The sequence below is a fragment of the Sediminispirochaeta bajacaliforniensis DSM 16054 genome (genome assembly GCF_000378205.1).
Lineage (GTDB): Bacteria > Spirochaetota > Spirochaetia > DSM-16054 > Sediminispirochaetaceae > Sediminispirochaeta > Sediminispirochaeta bajacaliforniensis.
This window is the reverse complement of the sequence record NZ_KB899415.1, coordinates 23,981-41,364: the sequence shown is the minus strand read 5'-3', so window position 1 is coordinate 41,364 and position 17,384 is coordinate 23,981. Positions and strand designations below refer to the sequence as shown.

Sequence of the window (17,384 nt, the reverse complement as noted above, 5' to 3'; positions counted from 1 at the left end):
CCGAACCTTCTTGCCTTAGGCGCCGATAATATCGGTAACCCGAATAGAAGAATACTTCTGCCGATGGCCCTGTCGTTTTCGATAGGCTTTCCGCTTCTTGAATTTGAAAATAGTGACCTTATCACCCTTTTCTTCTCCTTCAACGGAGACCTTTACCTTAACACCATCAACATAGGGAGTGCCTACGCTTACCTTCTCGCCATCGCTGGTAAGCAGAACCGAATCAAACTCCAGCTCCTGACCTTCGGGAGTATCAAGTCTGTCGACCGTAAGCAGAGCCCCTTTTTCGGCTTTGTACTGTTTTCCTTTAATTTCAACCAGTGCGTACATCAATCCAACCTCAATCAATCCATAATAATACGTAGACGAACTTATACCATAACAAGGCAATGGGGGTCAAGCTACATCACTTCGAGAAAAGGAATCCCCACAAGCCGATAGGCATTTTTCAGGACCTGCAAAACCCCTTTCGCCAGGGAAAGCCGTGTAAATGCCAAATTCTTATCATCGTTGTTCAAAATCTGATTATCGTGATAGTAGCGGCTAAAGGTCCGGCTCAGATCGTACAGATAGGTGGTGACGATGGAGGGATTAAATTCCGCTCCAGCCTGTGCCACCCTCTCCGGAAACAACGATATCAACTTGATAAGTTCCCGCTCTTCAATCGTGGTAATGAGCGAGGGATCCACTGTCGCCCCCTTGAACTCATCGCTTCGTTCTTCGAATTTTCTCAGCATGCTGCTGATCCTCGCCCCCATGTACTGCAGGTAAGGGCCTGTATTGCCGTTGAAGGAGATCGACTCCTTCGGGTCGAAGATCATATCCTTTGCAGGAGAAATCTGAAGGAGATAATAGTTGAGAGCGGCAAGTCCGACGGCTTCTGCCGTTTTTTCGACATCTCCCACATCACTTTCTCGACCCTTCGACTTGATTTCCGCAGCAGCCATGGAACTCAATTCGGCAATAAGATCGTCTGCATCCACAACAGTCCCCTCCCGGCTTTTCATTTTGCCTTCCGGAAGATTGACCATGCCGTAAGAGAGATGGTAAAGGTTCTCGGCCCAATCGAAACCAAGCTTGTTCAAGACATGAAACAAAACCTTAAAATGATACTGCTGTTCGGAAGCCACGACATAAATAAGCCGCTTAAAGGGCCAATCTCCATGTCTGGCGATCGCCGTACCGATATCCTGGGTAAGATAGAGGGTCGTTCCGTCGCTTCGCAGAAGAACCTTTTTGTCCAGATTGATTTCGGCAAGATCAACCCAGACGGAGCCGTCTTCTTCTTTATAAAAGACACCGTTGCGTAAGCCTTTCAGCACCTCATCCCTGCCTGCCGAATAGGTTTTACTCTCATAATAGATATCGTCAAAGGAGATGCCGGTCTTTCGGTATGTCTCACCTATGCCGTCGATGGTCCAGCGATTCATGGTTTTCCAGAGTTCGACGGTTTCAGGATCACCGGCCTCCCACTTTCTCAAGAGTTCCCTGGCTCGTTCCTCTGCCTCGGGTTCCTCTTTCGCCCAGCTGTTGTACTTCACATAATAATCACCGACAAAGTGATCACCCTTACACCCCTCTGATTCCGGGCTTTTCCCTTCACCGAAAACAGAATAGGCAAGCATGGATTTACAGATGTGAATACCGCGGTCATTGATGAGATTTACTTTCATCACATCGGCGCCGTTGGCCTTTAAGATCCTGCTTACGCTTTCTCCAAGGGCATCGTTGCGCAAATGGCCAAGATGAAGGGGTTTATTTGTATTGGGGCAGGAAAATTCAATCATGATCTTCTCGCCAGCATACAGATCGGTTTTTCCATAAGCTTCCGTCTCGGAAAAAACCTGCTTCAGCAAACCGGGCATCATCGATGCAAGATCGTAACGGACATTTACATAGGGACCGGAAGCCTCGACCTCACCTGAGGCACCAAGTGCCGCTGCAGTCTGTTTTGCCTGATCGGCCACGGCACTTGCAATGGCCATCGGAGATGTGCGAAAAAGCTTGGCAAAAGGAAACATAGGAAAGGCGAGGTCCCCCATTTCCGGTTTCGGGGGCTGTTCCGCAACCAAAGACGCGGGATCCGGCCGCTGGAAGGAAATCTTCATACTTTCAGCGTGGCGCAACAAGGCGTCGGCAACGGCACCTTTCCACAGAGTTTTCGTATCGGTAATGTCGGCCATGATGTTCTGTTCCTTTCGACCATAGAGGACGGTCGCTGTATTCGAGGAAAAACTTTACCGAAAAAAGGCGATCAGTGCAAGCATTCTATGGAATGCTTCGGGCCCCTCCCTGCGATAACTGCCGAAACGATCATCGCAGCTGGTACAGCTTTTCTCCCGTACCAGCTGGCGTACCCCGGAGTTCCGCAGCAAGCGTTCATTTACCTCACCGAGGTCGAGGTAGAACTCCCGTCCATCCTTTCGCAGGACGGCATCACCGTAGCGTCGGGAAAAATCCAGAGCCCGCTTTTCGTCCACCCGATAGCAGCATCCGCCGATTGATGGGCCGATAAAGGCCTCCACCTCGTCCGGGGCGATGGCCCAATTCGCCCGAAACGCCTCCAATGCATCAGCGACGATACCGGTGCCCCTCCAGCCACTGTGGAGTGCGGCAAAGGTTCCGCTCTTCGCATGAAAAAGGAACATAGGCAGGCAATCCGCAACGGTGACGCCAAGGGCAAGAGAAGGATCACGACTGATAAGACCGTCCCCCTCCATTCGGGAAACGGCAACGGGAAGATCGCTTCCGTCCACGTAAACGATACGGCGGGAATGGACCTGCTGCAGCGTAAAAACTCTCCGCGCCGAAAGGCCTGTTCCTTCGTAAAACCTACGACGGGGTTCCCCCTCAGGATCGCTCATGTCACCGAGACTGCGAAGCGACATATCGACCTGCACCTTCGGATCGGAAAAGGGAAAAAAACGAAGAAAATCATTATTAACCGAGATTTCGCTCAATATCGTACAACTCCCTGCAAATAAAGATTGCCTTTTCTAAAATCTGTTTAATGGCCTTTAAACGGCGCATGAGGTTGCTGTTGTCGTTCTTACCGATATAGCCGAGATTACTGAGAGTGTCGAAACGCCCCCCCATTTCCCCGTCTACGATGCCACCGATGACATTTGCCAAAAGTCGAAGATTTTCCTCAAACCCGTTGATAATCCTATCGGCCTCACGATCCAGTTCTCCGATTCGGGCCTCGACTTTTTTGCGAATAATCTTCGTGCCGAGGACCTCTTTCGAAAGCTGCTCAAACTCACCCTGCAAGGCCCCGTCGGGGGCAAGCGCCGAATCAATGTACGCAATGTCGTCGACAACCTTCAAGATACCGCTGTAGGACTCGTTGTACTCTTCCCTATTCTGTTCCTTATAGAACTGCCCGTCGATAAGAATCAATTTAAGAGGGCTGTGCAACTCCTGAAGAAAAAGCTCCTTCACAAAAGAAGCAATAAAGCTAAGACTAATGGGAAAACGGGGGCGAACATTCAGCATCACCGAAGATGGACGATAGTTATCCAATAGGGGCAGCTCACGTTTTTTCAGGAATTTTACCGCATCCTGAATGATCTGTTTCCGCTTGGACTCTTCAATATAGCGGCCGAGTACAGCATCACACCGTTTCTGCCAGAATTTCCGATATATCTGAAACCAGTCTTCTCCCCCACCCACGGATTCGGCCTGATAGTTGAGGTTCCTACTCACGATCCGACAAAGATCGTTGACACGTAACTCGGCGGCGGTCTGACGAATGACCTGCCATGCCCAGGAAATGCTGTCCATCATCTTCAGAAGCTGATCCGCAGGATTAAAATCCCGTTCATCCAGATCCTTCTGCATATCGAACATAAAAACAGCCTTCAAGGCATCATCATCGGGCAGGGGTTCCAATGAGTAAAGAAGGGCATCGAATTCAAATAACGTTCCCCTGATTTCGTTCATCGCAACAGGAGAAACCCTGCCATCGGCATTGGTAAAGGGTTGAAGCAGTTTGGAAAAGGGAAAATCAACAAATTGCTTGAGAAGACTCAACGCCCGGGCCTGCTGATAGAGTCGCTTTCTGTCGTTATCGAGAATCTCTCCAAGGTATTCCTTAAGGGAAGATTCAATCGCCCGTTTCACCTCGAAGGGGTCATCGAGAGAACGCTCAAAGGCAAGCTTCTCAGGATCAAGCAAAGTAAGCAGCTCTTCCTGCACAAGGGGCATAATCCAACCGACATAGAAAGCAACGAACTCCTCTTTCGATCCACCGAGGGCAGTTCTAAGCGGTGGTCTGAGTACGGTCAGAGAAGCCTCAAGCTTGGCGATTCGATCGTAAAATCCTATACCGATCTCCCCCTGCCCATAGTTGAGCACGGAGGGGCTCATTTTTTCCACATCTTTTGCAAGACGTTGAATATCAAGCTCTTCAACAATTTCGTACTTATCGGTACCGGTGAAAAGTGCCTTCAGAAAACAAAAAAACCGTTTCCAAAATCCAAGGCGGGCAAAAGAATCACGAGGCGTATAGTTTTCGATCGGCTCTTCCAACACCAGAGGTTCATCGCTGGTCATTGTAGCGGTACGAATACGATCAAGCATCGTCTGCCGCTCTTCGGTTGAAAGGGCCTGCACCAAACGATCGAAAGAACTTTCACTGTTCATGGTTTTAATAAGATAGCGGACAAGAGAATAAAACACAAGGATTTTCAAAAGGAAAGCGAGAGACAAAAAAACGCCCGATTATCGAGCGTTTATCGCCGAAATAGTCCCTAGGGGAATCGAACCCCTCTTTGAAGACTGAGAATCTTCCGTCCTAGCCGATAGACGAAGGGACCATGAAGAGCTGGCCGAGAAGGATTTGAACCCTCACAAACAGATCCAGAATCTGTTGTGCTACCATTACACTATCGGCCAACGTTTGGTACATGGGAATCTACTAAAAAGCCTTATTTTTGTCAACTCCTACATTTTTATTCTCCCTCATAGCAAACCAATGTCTCGATGCTGCAATCGGAAAGAAGCTCCCTAAAGCCAAGAAAAGGTAAACCAATGACGGAAAAAAGCTCGCTTACACAAGCGCCCGATTCACGAAGGAGGTCCACCGCAGCGCGGATGGTACCTCCTGTGGCAATCAGGTCGTCAACAATAAGAACATTCCCCCCTATGGGGATATCGCCACGATGGATTTGAATCGTATCCTCACCATATTCCAGAGAAAAAGAACGCTCTACGGTGGTTCCGGGAAGTTTGCCTTTTTTCCGAATCAGAATTGTCGGAAGATTCAGAAGGTACGCAAGGGGAGTGGCAAAGAGAAATCCCCGGGCCTCAACCGCTGCTATGGCATCAATACGCCGACCTTGGTAAAGATGCTTCATTGTGTCAATCACGGCCCCAAAAGCCTCGGCATTTCCAATCAACGAGGTAATATCGTAGAAAAGAACGCCAGGTTTGGGAAAATCGGGTATTCTTCGTATGGCGGCATCGAAATCGTATGTGGCACTCATAGAAGCCACCATAATACAATTTTACCCGAAAGCGAAAGAGGGGATGGCCACAGATCATTGCTTTTTCCGACACTCTCCTCTATGCTGTTATCGATATGCAGGTAATTATTCCTATTGCCAGTGGAAAGGGTGGCGTCGGAAAAACGGTTTTCACCGCCAACCTGGGTATAGCCCTCGCCTCCTTGGGGAAAACGGTCATCCTCGTCGATCTCGACCTCGGAAGTTCCAACCTTCACACCTGTCTGGGAGTCAAAAATCGTCATGCAGGCATCGGCAGCTTCATCTATAAAAAGGCGGAGTCTCTGGAATCGCTCCTTGTAGATACCGGGATTCCCAGGCTTTTTCTTATTCCGGGTGATGCCCTGCTTCCGGGCACTGCCAATCTTCCTTATTTCCGCAAACTTAAGATCATGAAAGAGCTGGGACAACTGACCGCCGACTTTGTTCTTCTGGATTTGGGAGCCGGCAGCAGCTATAATGTCGTTGATTTTTTCCTTATGTCCTCTTCGGGGCTCATCGTTACAAGCCCTGAAACAACCGCGATCCTCAGCTCCTATTCCTTTCTAAAGACTGCGGTCTTCAGACTTCTCTTCCGCACCTTTCCCTCCAAAAGTGAAGAACGGAACTTTATCTCCGAGTTTATGACCGAGCGACTGGAGGGATCGGGAAACGATTTTTCAGATCTTCTGGCCGGGATGGAAGATTTTTCGCAGGAAGCGGCGGAGCAATGCCGCAGCCAGCTGGGCAAGCTCTACCCGAGGATCGTTCTTAATATGGGGGCCAGCAACCAGGACCTTTTACTCGGTAGCAAACTTCGCTCCATAACCACCCGCAATGTCGGCATCAAAATGGAGTATATCGGATTTCTGAAGCGGGAAGAAGGAATATCCAGATCCATTATCGAACGCCGTCCTTTTTATCAGAACCATCCGGATAGTCAATTCGGCAGGGCGATGACATTAATTGCAAAGAAGCTTATCTCAACTCCAATACCGGAAGCACCGGCACTGTTCGAAGAGAACGAGGATATCCGGCAGCTTGGCGAAGAGTTCTGACCGATTTTCTTACGGATAGCCTCGTCTAAAGGCAGCGACCCTTGATGAGGCATTTTCGGCCAAGGACGAGGTGATGCCGTTTATGAACATCATATAGCCCAGCCCCGCTATCATTGCACCATTATCGGTACACAACCGCATCGAAGGAACGATAACCTCCACATCCTCAAGCTCGGAAAGCTCTCGACGCAAACGGGAGTTTGCGACCACTCCGCCGCCGGCCACCACGCGGCGAATATCTGTGTCCTCAATGGCGTATCTCAGACGTTTCATCAGCATCCCAACGGCAGCCTTCTGAAAGCTTGCGGCAATGTCCTCGTTACGATATGGAGGAGGCGCAGAGGTAAACTGGGCAATTTGATTGATGACCGCAGTCTTTAAGCCGGAATAGGAGACATCATATCGATGATCCCCCTTGTGCAATGATGGGTCAGGAAAAGAAAAGAGGGAGTCATCCCCCTGCTTTGCAAGCTTGTCGATAGCCACCCCTCCGGGATAGCCCATCTTGTAATGCTTTGCAACCTTATCAAAGGCCTCACCACAGGCGTCGTCTATGGTTGTGCCCAGGACTTCAACGCTGTCGTACTCCCGGACAATCCCGATGACGGTATGGCCGCCTGAAACGAGGAGTCCAAGATAGGGATAGTCGATACAGTGTTCCAAATGGGGAGCGTAAAGGTGGGCACGGATGTGGTCGACCGTAACCAAGGGCTTGCCGAGGGCAAAAGCAAGGCCTTTGGCAAAGGAGAGCCCAACCAGCAGAGAACCAATGAGCCCCGGACGGCTTGTCACCGCCACAACATCAATGGCCTCTTTCGCAATACCGGCCTCTTCGAGGGACCTCCTGAAAACCGAAGAAATCCACTCGGTATGGAGACGAGAGGCGATCTCGGGTACCACCCCGTCGAATTCCCGATGGAGATCGATCTGAGTCGCTACGATGTTTGAACGAATTGTTTTGCCGTCTTCAACCACGGCAATCGAGCATTCATCACAGGATGTTTCAATTCCAAGAACCAGCATGCTTACTCCGAAGTATCATCAATCAAATCACTTACAGAAAGGAACTCGAACCCCTCTTCCAGGGCCTGAGGATACACCTCCAGTAGAATTTCGGCAAGCTCATGACACCATACGTGACCAATCATAATTGCCCGCCCGTTTTTTTCCGCCTTTTGCAGTCCCTCCTGAAAAGCCTGGAGGATCTCTTCCCGCTCTTGAGTATTGTCCAGAAAAACGCTCCTTTCCTGATACGGAATATGCAGGCGCTGCGCAATCCCCCTGGAGACCGTCTCTGCAGTAGTCCTGCTGTCTATAAACATCAAGTTTTTTTCTCTCAAATCATCCAAGACCGCTTCCATCACCCGAGGATCGGAGGTTACCTTGGAACCCATATGATTGTTGATCCCCTTAACGCCCCTGAGCTCCTTTAGATTTTTGTCCAACTGTTCGCGAACGGCTGTACTGTCCATCCAGGTGTAGATGGCACCGGGCCCCGGATCATTACCTCCGACAGCCTCCATGGGCTGGTGAAGTATAGCCTCCTTCCCGGCCTGAAGGATTTCCTTAAGGGCCTCCTTGGAATAGGTAACACCCGGAAGGATTGCAAAGGTGATGGGACCCGGAAAGTCAAGCAGGGGACGGAGCTCTTTGAGACTATACCCGACATCATCGATAATGATGGCAAGCTCTCCGCGTAACGGCTTTATCGGAACCTTCTGACCGGGAAGAGGCTTCCCGCCTTTCAGTTCCTCGGCGGGTTTTTGCGTCGCAACGGGAAGAGTCCCCGAATCAGGGGGAACCTCCTGTTGCGAAGGAGAATTCTCCTTTTCCTCCGAAAGTACCCGCTTCCGCGACCCTGTCTTTCCCGGAAAAAGCAACAATGCCGCAAGGAGCAGTACTATAATGACTCCCAGCAGCAAATATAGTTGGGTCGGCTTGGTTTTCGGCGGTCGCTTCTTATCCGTCACCCTATCACACTATTCGTTCATAGGGCTTTGGTCAAGCTCGGTGAAGATAGTCTTTCATCTCCTCCGCATGGTCCCGCAACTTTCGAATCGCACGCATTTCAATCTGACGTACCGTCTCCGGGCTGATACCCATCTCCATTCCAATCTTCTTTAGGGTATATTTTTTCCCGCCGAAGAAGGCAAACCGATACAAGAGGATTTGGCGCTCGCGCTCTTTCAGATGGTCGAGAAAGTGCATGGTATCTTCCTGCATCGACTTGTTTATACAGACGCGCTCCGGTTCATAGGTTGAATCTTCCAGCATGTCAAGAAGGGTCGAAGCATCATCGCCGATCTCACAGTCGAGGGAAACAACGGGATTTCCAACCTGAAGCATCTGGTCGACCATGGAGGGATCAATTCCTATTTCCACAGCGATCTCTTCGGCCGAAGGTTCGTGTTCAAGCTCCTGGCTGAGTTGATAATAGGTACGCTGAATCTTCTTCAGTAGATTATTTTTCCTATGTGGAAGCCTGATTGCCTTCTGCTTCTTTGCAATTGCCCGTACGATACTCTGGCGAATCCACCATGCCGCATACGTGGAAAACCGTACCTGTTTTCGGTGATCATATTTTTCAGCGGCCCGGATGAGTCCCATATTTCCTTCCTGGATGAGATCAAGGAGACCAAAACCTGGTGTCACATACGATTTGGCGATCTTCACTACAAGCCTAAGATTTGCCTCAATGAGACGGTGCCGAGCGGCTTCATCACCCGATTGAATTTTTCGGGAGAGTTCCAGCTCTTCCTCGAAGGTAAGCAGCTTGTGTTGTTTAATCTCATCAAAATAGCTTCGCAGGGCATCATCTTCCTGCCTGTGTTTCTCAATCTTCGTCATAGTTTGCTCCTGTCGAACAGAAAGCAAAAACCATGCCATAAAAATCGAAACATTATTGTTTTGTTATCTATATACTATATAAATAATTATTAACATCTTACATAAAAAAATATTGATATCGAGAAAAAATGTCTACTTTTTTAGACTATCCCTTTACTGCTGAGTTGTCGAAACATCATTTCGGCAATACCAAGTTTACTGGTTTTTGATGCTTCGTCGGCATAAGAATCGAGCAGCATATCACGAAAATACTCTTCGGCCATTCCCCCGTCCAAGAGTCCGGTATGCTCGACGGTCTTATCCATTGCCTTGAACATCTGTTTTATAAAGAGAGCCTCGAAATCATTGCACGCCTTTTTCAGCTTCGTCTGATCCTGAGTCAAAGACGCCCTTCTCGCCGCCGCTTCTGCTGCGGGAACCGATCGATCTGCCGATCGTATTGTCGCTGGAATCTCCATGAAATAATCACCTCACATCATTTCAAGGCTGCCATACAGGGCCCCGGCCCTATCGATAACCTTAAGAATATCAATAATATCATCGGTCGCGATGCCAGATGACTGAAGAACTTCGAAGAATTTCTGAACGGAAACGGTTTCATCGATGGAAAATCCATTGGTATTGCCGCTATTCCAGCCGGGAGGCCCTACCTCGATCGTCGCTCCTCTATAGGTCACCGTCACGGGAGCTATCTGTACATTCCCGCCCATAACGACGATACCGGAAGCCTCGTCGATAACAACCTTCGAGGGGCGGGGAAGATCGATGCGAAGCTGCTGAATCTCGCCGATAAGACGGACAAGATCCCCTTCCTCACCAAGGGTAACACTTACCGACGAAGCATCTCCGGCGGATACCGAAAGATCGGGATAGGCGTTGGCTATCGCCTCCCGAATGAGGTAGGCAACACGGTAATTGGGACGATCGAGGAGAAGGGTGAAACCTCCTTCACCTTCTACATCACTATGCACACGGTTTTCCATGACGGCTCCGCCAATGATCTCTCCAACGGTGGAGCTCTCGCCGGAACGTTCGACCTTGCCCTGGGCAACAGCGTAGACATCGCCTCCAGCCGACTTAAGCGGAGTCTGAAGCAGGACTCCACCCTTCACGTTTTTCGCATCGAAAAGCGCCGAGATAGTTATGTCGATACGATCCCCGGGAGAAGCGAAAGGGGGGACGTCGGCAGTCACTAAAACAAGTGCGCTATTTTTCCCTGCGGCATCCTGGGCATCGACCTCGATTCCGAAGTGTCCGAGCATAATGGCAAGTGACGACCTGATGGGAACGGAACGGGAACCGTCACCCTTGCCATCAAGTCCGGTAAGGATACCGACACCGACAAGCTGGTTCGTTCTGATTCCACGAAGCTCGGTAATATCGCCGATTCTCGTTCCCCCTGCAGCCGGAGCCGCCGAGGAAGAAGAAGTCGCGCTACTGGCAGCCTGCGCGTAACCGGTGCTGCTGCACACCAGACATAGGGCAAAAAAAAGGGATAGCCGTATCTGTTTCATTTCAACGCTCCATCGACAATTGTAGCCTTTCCGTTTTCATCAAGCACCGCATCAAAACGAGGGGTTCCCCGTTCATCCCGAAAAAGCGAAGAGAGCGGCCGGATACGCAAGGTTCCTGTTCTTTCATCTACAGATTCAACCCGTGCGGAAAATTTCACAAGAACACCACCGGTTCCATAGCTAACCCGCAATTGATCGCCGGAACGGACGGCCGATGAGTAAGCGTGGTCTTGAAGAGAGAAAAGCCGAAGTCGGGCCATAACGATTTTTTCTTCCCCGTGAAAAACAAGTCGCAGGGGAAGCCGGCAGGACCCGCTACCGGTTTGCATCCCGGAAAAGGCGGCAGCCAAGGGATCAAGAGCCAAAAAGGAGAGATCACGGAGTGGCATGGAACTATCGTTCATCGATTGCGGAAACTCAAATTGAATGACCGTATCATCTGGAATCAGGTCCCGAAGGGGAGCCGATTCCAGAGCAACGCCGAATTTTTGGACCAAAAGAGGAAAAAAGGTATAGAAAAAAGAGGAGGGAGCCTCCGACGGAAGCACAGCGATCCACTTGGGAGCAACCACGGCCCCTTGGGATGGAGAAAGAAGCGATGAAGCAGCGGAACCCGAGATAAGAAGCATACCGTTGCCGGGCTTTTGAAGCCCCGACCTTGACAAAGCCTGTGTCATCCGTCCCCAAAGTGCGGAAGCATCGGGTGCCGAAGCGCTTGTATCCGCACGAATAACAGATGGAATCCGCAGCACATCATCCGCGGAAAGCTCCAGAATCGGGATGAAAAGAAGCAACAAAGCAAGCCCTTTTCTCCAGCAACGGGTCACCATCATCGCCCTAACCTATCGCTTAAGACTATTGGCGATCCCCAGCATGGTATCGGATGTCTGGATTGCCTTCGAATTCAGTTCATAGGCCCTCTGAGCGACAATCATATTCACCATTTCCTGGACAACCGAAACATTACTCATTTCCAAAAAGCGCTGAACGGTTTGTCCCATACCGTCGAAACCCGGACGACCGGGAATGGCATCGCCGGAGGCATTGGTAACCTTGAAATTATTTTGCCCGATGGCGCTTAGACCCGCAGGATTCACAAAACGGTAGAGTTCCAGCTGCCCGACCTGAACAGGATCATCATTTCCCGCCACCTTGACGGTAATACGTCCATCCTGACTTATGGTAAGGGAATCCCGTTCAAAATTCTCCGGCAAAACAACCTCGGGTATGAGTCTGTGTCCGTTTGAGTTTACCAGCTGTCCGTTGCTGTCTATCTTAAATGAACCGTCCCGAGAATATCCATAACTCCCGTCGATCAGAAGAACACGAAAAAAACCGTCCCCCTGGATCGCCAGGTCCGTAACGTTGCCGGTGTTCTGAAGGGCACCCTGGGTAAACATCTTCTGGGTAGCAGCAACCTTCACACCATGGCCAACCTGCACTCCCGTGGGGACCGTGGTCAACTCGGTGGCAGGGGTTCCTGCGACCCGGCTTGTTTGATAGAGCAGGTCCTCAAAATCCGCCCGGTTTTTCTTGAAACCGGTGGTATTTACGTTCGAAAGATTATTGGAGATAGTGTCTATATTAAACTGCTGTCCGGTCATGCCGCTGGCAGCGGTCCACAAAGATCGCATCATGGCTCAATCACTCCTTATACTTTAATAGCGTCGTTGATCAGACGTCCGGTAAGTGCGTCGTGGGTTTGAATCGCCTTCTGGTTGGCCTCGTATGCCCTGTTTACCTCTATCATCCTGACCATCTCGGTGACTGAATTGACATTACTCCCTTCGAGAAAGCCTTGGACCACCTTGGTTTCGGAGCCGAGGGCAACCTGATTGGAAGCGCCAGCCTCTTCGGGGGCAATATAGAGACTGTCACCCTCTTTTTTCAGGTAACGGTCCCGACGGAAATCCACCACCTTTAAGGTATCTACCAGCTCAAGGTTCTCCCACTCGTTTTCCTCTTTGGAGACAAGGCGCTGGGGATCACCGTCGTAACTGCCGTTCTGCCATACCTGGCCCCTCTCATCCACCACGAAATTATTCTTTTTGATCCGGATGATACCGTTCTCTCCGAGAACGGGCTCTCCCTCTTTGGTGGTAAGGATTCCCTCTTTGGTCAGAACAAAGGTGCCGTTGCGGGTATAGCGTTCCCCTCGGGGGGTGTCGACCGCAAAAAATCCCTTTCCGTCAAGGGCAAGATCAAAATCGTTGCCTGTCTCTTTCAGGGCCCCTTGCGAGAAAACGGTAAAGGACTCATTGTACTCGACACCGGTCCCGATCATGCCGACAACCGGAGCGGTATCCGCACTTCCAAAGGGAAAGGAGTAGACCCCGTCGTCGTTCATTCTCCGTATCAGCATCTGAGGAAAGGCTTTGCTTACCGATTGATCACGCTTGTACCCGACCAGATCGACATTGGCAAGGTTGTTCGAGATGGCATCCATTCTGTGCATCTGATCGACCATTCCGCTTGCACCGGTATAGATTCCTCGTACCACAGTTTCCTCCCGCGCTTTTCGCTTCTCTTTTATTACTATCGGCAAGAGGAGAGAGGACTTGAAGCTCTTCTCGCTATCCTTTAGCTTCCAGCATAGACTCGGTAATTCCCGAAAGCGCAAGTTCTTTTCGCATGGTGATCATACAAGCGTCGAGACCAGCAGGCGAAGCAGCCTCACAGCGGATGGTTATATGTGGCTGGGTATTTGATCCGCGAAGCATCCAAAAACCATCGCCGCAATGTGCCCGAATGCCGTCGATGTCGGTGAAAGGGATCCCCTTTTCTTTCAGACGCTGTGAAATTTCTTTCACCACCCCTTCTCGCTTCTTACGTGAAAGGGTGATGCGGATTTCTCCACTATCGTAAAAGCGAGGAAAGGCCTTCCTCATCTCGGTAATGCTCTGGCTACTGCGGGAAAGAATATTGATGAGCTTGATTGCGGCAAAAAATCCGTCGTCATAGCCCCTATTTTCCTCGAAAAAGATGTGACCGCTGGTCTCTCCTGCAAGCCCGATTCCCTCCCGCTTCATTTTCTCTTTTTGATTTGTGTGCCCAACCTTCCACATCAGTGGAACACCACCGTGAGATGCCACGTCATCAAAGAAAAAACGGCTGGCCTTGACCTCCGACATCACCGTGGCGCCGGGATGAGAGGCAAGAAAATCCCTTGCAAAGATGGTCAGCAGCTGATCACCCATAAAGATATAGCCTTCCCCGTCGACAACCCCTATCCTGTCGCCGTCACCGTCGAAAGCGATGCCGAGATCGGCATGCTCCTCTTTTACTGCACCGGCGAGCATGTTCATGTTTTCCTTTAAGCTCGGATCGGGATGATGATTGGGAAAGGAGCCGTCGACCTCCCCACAAATGATGCGGTGAGATCCCGGTAGCCCTTTAACGATTGAGGGAAGAATTTTCCCTGCAGAACCGTTTCCAGGGTCCCAGACCACCGACAGCGTTCGGGCCTCCGGAAGCTTCAGGTGGCCAAGGAGATACATGATATAGTCATCGTCGATAGAGTGAAAGCATTCACTACCCTCTCCCTCTTCAAAATCCCCATTCTCACAGAGCCGCCGAAACTCCTGGATTGCCTTCCCGTGGAAGGGCCCTTCGGAGCTTAGAAATTTAAAACCGTTATATTCGGCGGGATTATGGCTGGCGGTCACAACCACGCCGGCATCCATATTCCAATGGTGCATGGCAAAGTAGAGTTCAGGAGTCGGCACAAGTCCGATCTTTGTTACAGAGATTCCACAGGAGATAAGCCCCTCAATCAGCCGCCTGGAAAGTGACGGCGAAGAGAACCTGCCGTCGAATCCCACCAGGCATCTTTTCTTCCCCATGCGAATAAGAGAGGTGCCGAAGGCCTTTCCGATAAAGAAGGCATCCTTCTCATTGAGATCATCGCCTACGATGCCGCGAATATCACAAGCCTTAAGTATTTCTTCGGATAAGTGATGAGATGCGTGCATAGTTACTCCTTACAATGCTTTTCGAACGGGAAATCGGAGGATGAAAAGGGCTCCGCCCTCACGATTCTCAGAAACGAGGATGGTCCCGGAAAGTTGGTCGATCATATGCTTTGCAATCGAGAGTCCCAGACCGCTACCCGGATTCTTGCTGTTTGTCGATCGATTGATTTGATAAAAACGCTCGAAGATGTGCTCCCGTTCTTCTTTTGGAACACCGGGGCCCGAATCGGAGACCGAAAGGCTTAGGGACCGATCGCTTTCCGCTACGTTGATCTCCACCCAGCCCCCAGCGGGGGTATATTTCAATGCGTTGTCGTAGATATTGTAAACGATTTGTCGAAACCAGAGTTTTACCCCATCCATCACCGGACCATGGTTCGGCAGATGAATCATCGTCGAAATATCCTTGCTTCGTTCAATCGGTTCCAAGGCTGTACGAACCTCTCGTACTATCTCCGAAACATCAAAAGGGGAAAAGGTCTCTTCCTGCACACCATCATCGAAACGAGAAAGGGTAAGCAGTTCTCCGATCAGCTTCTTCAGGCGTGCAGCCTCAAGGGCGATAATGGAGACGGCGCTATTTCTGTCATCATCCGAAAGGCCTTTCCATGCTCCCAGGGTCTCGGCAAATCCGCTTATGACCGTCAGAGGGGTGCGCAGTTCGTGGGAAACATTTGCCACGAACTGCTGTTTCAGGCGATCCAAACGCTTCATTTCCGTCACATCGCGAACAAGGACAAGTACCCCCGTATAATCATAGGGGAGGTATTTATTCGTCATGGCCTCCAGACTGCACTCCAGGATTTCACCCCGGGATGAGGTCAGACGTAGGGACCGGGCCTCGCGGTCTCCGTGTATCAGCCGGGTCTGGCGAAGTATTGCGGCAATGTGTTCATTATTCGAGGGAAAAACATCACCACTTGCAAATAGCCTCGCCTTATCCAGGTCGAGCAGCATCTCGGCCCTGGGATTGACCAGGGTAATCTTATTGCTTCGGTCGATCATCAGGATACCGGTTTGCAGATTGGAGAGAAGGGTATTTATTCTGCTGTATTTGCGATTGTCGTTTACAACAAGGAAATCATACCGATCGACAAGCGAATTAAAATTCTCAACCAACTCATCGAGATCGGGATCAACGGTATCGATGCTGATTTTTGAAAGACCGCTGGCCGCCGCATCCTTTGTGTGCTGTAACAGGGTACGGATGGGACGGCGGTATCGTTTGATCTGAATCGTAAGAAACAGGACAATCATCGCCGTAAGCAGAAGAAAGGTGATTATCATCCAAATCAGGAAAGAGATTTCCAGACGACGAATTTCATCGATATCGTAGGTTACGGATATCAACACCCCTTCGTGGTCCCTGATGTCCACCTGTTTCGCAATGGATACGGATAGATTATCGGGATGGCGGTTTCGAAGGGCGTGGGTTGCCTCTCCCCTGCGAAGTCTCGCCTCGGAAAGGTCCGCATCAATATATTTGCCGGAAAGCTGAGTTTCGGCTTTGTGAGAATCGGCCAAAAGCCGCGCATCGGTATCGACAATCACAATATGCGCCGGTATGGTTTGAGATAGCTGCAGGATAATCTCCTGCACCGTTCCCTCCTCCCGATCTAAGGCCCGCCTGATCTGATCGATCGCATCAAGCCCGCGTCTGCGTGTTTGGCTCACGATGAGGTCGACGGTATAGAGGTAGAATGCAATGGTGACCGAGCAAAGCACCGAGAAAAGAACAACGATCAGGGCGGTTTGCCGTTTTTTCATGGTTGAGGGAGTATCCTGTAGCCTGAGCCGTGGACCGTCTCGATACGGCAGCCGGTGACCCCTGCATCGTTCAATTTCTTTCTGATATTCCGGAGGTGCACATCCACGGAACGTCCGGCATCGGCGGGATCCTTGTCAAAAAGTTCCCGATACATAAGAGGACGGGAAACCGCTTCTCCCTGATGCTTTACCAGCATGTTCAAAATCTTAAACTCTGCAGGCGTAAGATCGATTTTCTCCCCGCCATTTAAAGCAAAGTAGCGTTCGGTATCGATGGAAAGCGATCCGATAAAAAGCATATGCGGCCGCCCCGACCGGGCCCCCGTCAGTAATGCAATTTGCCGCAACGAGGCCTCGACCCGCAAGAAAAGCTCCGTGAGACTAAAGGGTTTGGTAATATAGTCGTCGGCTCCTCCCTCAAGGCCGTGAATCTTGTCGATCCCCTCGCTCTTCGCGCTGAGCATAAGCACGGGGATAAGCTGGGTGCGAGGATCACTTTTGAGCAGCCTGCAAACCTCGATTCCGTCTATTCCGGGAAGCATCACGTCGAGGATAATCAGGTCCGGATGATGTAACCGGGCCTGTTCAAGCCCTTCTTCTCCGGTATAAGCATAGAGGCAACCATATCCCCGGGATGTGAGGTTCATGGAGAGGAGCTTTACAACATGCTCCTCATCATCCACTACAAGAATTGTCTTTCCGCTTCCCGAATCATCAACCACCATGCGACAGCTCCTTTGTGAT

17 protein-coding genes and 1 tRNA gene are annotated in these 17,384 nt (G+C 50.5%); 1 reads left to right on the top strand and 17 read right to left on the bottom strand.

Annotated elements, in window-relative coordinates; genetic code table 11:
- Positions 1-15: 15 nt before the first annotated feature.
- The 6 genes from rplU to F459_RS0110610 all read right to left on the bottom strand — a co-directional run bounded on the left by rplU (position 16) and on the right by F459_RS0110610 (position 5,486).
- Positions 16-330: a 50S ribosomal protein L21 gene (gene rplU, locus F459_RS0110635; RefSeq protein WP_013254392.1), complete on the bottom strand. Its 315-nt coding sequence runs from the start codon at positions 328-330 to the stop codon at positions 16-18.
- Between the two features lie 71 nt (positions 331-401).
- A complete protein-coding gene (argS, locus tag F459_RS0110630) occupies positions 402-2,183 on the bottom strand; it encodes an arginine--tRNA ligase (protein ID WP_020612708.1) in 1,782 nt (593 codons plus the stop codon).
- A 54-nt stretch (positions 2,184-2,237) separates the two neighbouring features.
- Entirely contained in the window at positions 2,238-2,960 is a 723-nt protein-coding gene (locus F459_RS0110625; RefSeq protein ID WP_020612707.1) for a polyphenol oxidase family protein, read from the bottom strand.
- Complete coding sequence (locus F459_RS0110620) at positions 2,941-4,644, bottom strand: DUF5312 family protein (protein ID WP_245540147.1); 1,704 nt, start codon at positions 4,642-4,644, stop codon at positions 2,941-2,943. Before F459_RS0110620 ends, F459_RS0110625 begins: the two co-directional genes overlap by 20 nt.
- Before the next feature lie 181 nt (positions 4,645-4,825).
- Positions 4,826-4,896: transfer RNA gene (locus tag F459_RS0110615), tRNA-Gln, on the bottom strand.
- Positions 4,897-4,952: 56 nt separating this feature from the next.
- Complete coding sequence (locus F459_RS0110610) at positions 4,953-5,486, bottom strand: adenine phosphoribosyltransferase (RefSeq protein ID WP_020612705.1); 534 nt, start codon at positions 5,484-5,486, stop codon at positions 4,953-4,955.
- A gap of 95 nt (positions 5,487-5,581) precedes the next feature.
- Between F459_RS0110610 and F459_RS0110605 the strand changes: the two genes are divergently transcribed.
- A complete protein-coding gene (locus F459_RS0110605; RefSeq protein WP_020612704.1) occupies positions 5,582-6,541 on the top strand; it encodes a nucleotide-binding protein in 960 nt (319 codons plus the stop codon).
- Positions 6,542-6,550: 9 nt separating this feature from the next.
- Here F459_RS0110605 and tsaD read toward each other — a convergent pair whose 3' ends face one another.
- The 11 genes from tsaD to F459_RS0110550 form a co-directional block, all read right to left on the bottom strand.
- Positions 6,551-7,564 carry a tRNA (adenosine(37)-N6)-threonylcarbamoyltransferase complex transferase subunit TsaD gene (gene tsaD, locus F459_RS0110600; protein ID WP_020612703.1) on the bottom strand — a complete coding sequence of 338 codons (1,014 nt, stop codon included), beginning with the start codon at positions 7,562-7,564 and terminating at the stop codon, positions 6,551-6,553.
- Between the two features lie 2 nt (positions 7,565-7,566).
- Positions 7,567-8,511 (bottom strand): divergent polysaccharide deacetylase family protein, encoded by a 945-nt coding sequence (locus F459_RS0110595; RefSeq protein WP_020612702.1) that lies wholly within the window; start codon positions 8,509-8,511, stop codon positions 7,567-7,569.
- 31 nt (positions 8,512-8,542) lie between these two features.
- Positions 8,543-9,388, bottom strand: a complete 846-nt coding sequence (locus F459_RS0110590; protein WP_020612701.1) for a sigma-70 family RNA polymerase sigma factor — start codon at positions 9,386-9,388, stop codon at positions 8,543-8,545.
- A 140-nt stretch (positions 9,389-9,528) separates the two neighbouring features.
- A complete protein-coding gene (locus tag F459_RS0110585; RefSeq protein ID WP_020612700.1) occupies positions 9,529-9,846 on the bottom strand; it encodes a rod-binding protein in 318 nt (105 codons plus the stop codon).
- A gap of 12 nt (positions 9,847-9,858) precedes the next feature.
- Positions 9,859-10,902 carry a flagellar basal body P-ring protein FlgI gene (locus F459_RS0110580; RefSeq protein ID WP_020612699.1) on the bottom strand — a complete coding sequence of 348 codons (1,044 nt, stop codon included), beginning with the start codon at positions 10,900-10,902 and terminating at the stop codon, positions 9,859-9,861.
- Positions 10,899-11,735, bottom strand: coding sequence for a hypothetical protein (locus F459_RS0110575; RefSeq protein WP_020612698.1), 837 nt, complete (start codon positions 11,733-11,735; stop codon positions 10,899-10,901). The genes F459_RS0110580 and F459_RS0110575 overlap by 4 nt, the downstream gene beginning before the upstream one ends.
- A gap of 9 nt (positions 11,736-11,744) precedes the next feature.
- Complete coding sequence (gene flgG, locus F459_RS0110570) at positions 11,745-12,539, bottom strand: flagellar basal-body rod protein FlgG (RefSeq protein WP_020612697.1); 795 nt, start codon at positions 12,537-12,539, stop codon at positions 11,745-11,747.
- A gap of 14 nt (positions 12,540-12,553) precedes the next feature.
- Positions 12,554-13,402 carry a flagellar basal-body rod protein FlgF gene (gene flgF, locus F459_RS0110565; RefSeq protein ID WP_020612696.1) on the bottom strand — a complete coding sequence of 283 codons (849 nt, stop codon included), beginning with the start codon at positions 13,400-13,402 and terminating at the stop codon, positions 12,554-12,556.
- A gap of 73 nt (positions 13,403-13,475) precedes the next feature.
- On the bottom strand, positions 13,476-14,873 hold the full coding sequence (locus tag F459_RS0110560) for a phosphomannomutase/phosphoglucomutase (RefSeq protein ID WP_020612695.1): 1,398 nt from the start codon (positions 14,871-14,873) through the stop codon (positions 13,476-13,478).
- A 9-nt stretch (positions 14,874-14,882) separates the two neighbouring features.
- Positions 14,883-16,640, bottom strand: a complete 1,758-nt coding sequence (locus F459_RS0110555; RefSeq protein WP_020612694.1) for a sensor histidine kinase — start codon at positions 16,638-16,640, stop codon at positions 14,883-14,885.
- A complete protein-coding gene (locus F459_RS0110550; RefSeq protein WP_020612693.1) occupies positions 16,637-17,365 on the bottom strand; it encodes a response regulator transcription factor in 729 nt (242 codons plus the stop codon). The genes F459_RS0110555 and F459_RS0110550 overlap by 4 nt, the downstream gene beginning before the upstream one ends.
- Positions 17,366-17,384 lie beyond the last annotated feature (19 nt).

Coding starts and splice junctions, on each gene's coding strand:
- F459_RS0110620 (WP_245540147.1), bottom strand. CDS start 4,644: ATGAACAGTGAAAGTTCTTTCGATCGTTTGGTGCAGGCCCTTTCAACC.
- tsaD (WP_020612703.1), bottom strand. CDS start 7,564: ATGCTGGTTCTTGGAATTGAAACATCCTGTGATGAATGCTCGATTGCC.
- F459_RS0110575 (WP_020612698.1), bottom strand. CDS start 11,735: ATGATGGTGACCCGTTGCTGGAGAAAAGGGCTTGCTTTGTTGCTTCTT.
- F459_RS0110580 (WP_020612699.1), bottom strand. CDS start 10,902: ATGAAACAGATACGGCTATCCCTTTTTTTTGCCCTATGTCTGGTGTGC.
- F459_RS0110555 (WP_020612694.1), bottom strand. CDS start 16,640: ATGAAAAAACGGCAAACCGCCCTGATCGTTGTTCTTTTCTCGGTGCTT.
- F459_RS0110605 (WP_020612704.1), top strand. CDS start 5,582: ATGCAGGTAATTATTCCTATTGCCAGTGGAAAGGGTGGCGTCGGAAAA.
- F459_RS0110590 (WP_020612701.1), bottom strand. CDS start 9,388: ATGACGAAGATTGAGAAACACAGGCAGGAAGATGATGCCCTGCGAAGC.
- rplU (WP_013254392.1), bottom strand. CDS start 330: ATGTACGCACTGGTTGAAATTAAAGGAAAACAGTACAAAGCCGAAAAA.
- F459_RS0110560 (WP_020612695.1), bottom strand. CDS start 14,873: ATGCACGCATCTCATCACTTATCCGAAGAAATACTTAAGGCTTGTGAT.
- F459_RS0110550 (WP_020612693.1), bottom strand. CDS start 17,365: ATGGTGGTTGATGATTCGGGAAGCGGAAAGACAATTCTTGTAGTGGAT.
- F459_RS0110585 (WP_020612700.1), bottom strand. CDS start 9,846: ATGGAGATTCCAGCGACAATACGATCGGCAGATCGATCGGTTCCCGCA.
- flgG (WP_020612697.1), bottom strand. CDS start 12,539: ATGATGCGATCTTTGTGGACCGCTGCCAGCGGCATGACCGGACAGCAG.
- argS (WP_020612708.1), bottom strand. CDS start 2,183: ATGGCCGACATTACCGATACGAAAACTCTGTGGAAAGGTGCCGTTGCC.
- F459_RS0110610 (WP_020612705.1), bottom strand. CDS start 5,486: ATGAGTGCCACATACGATTTCGATGCCGCCATACGAAGAATACCCGAT.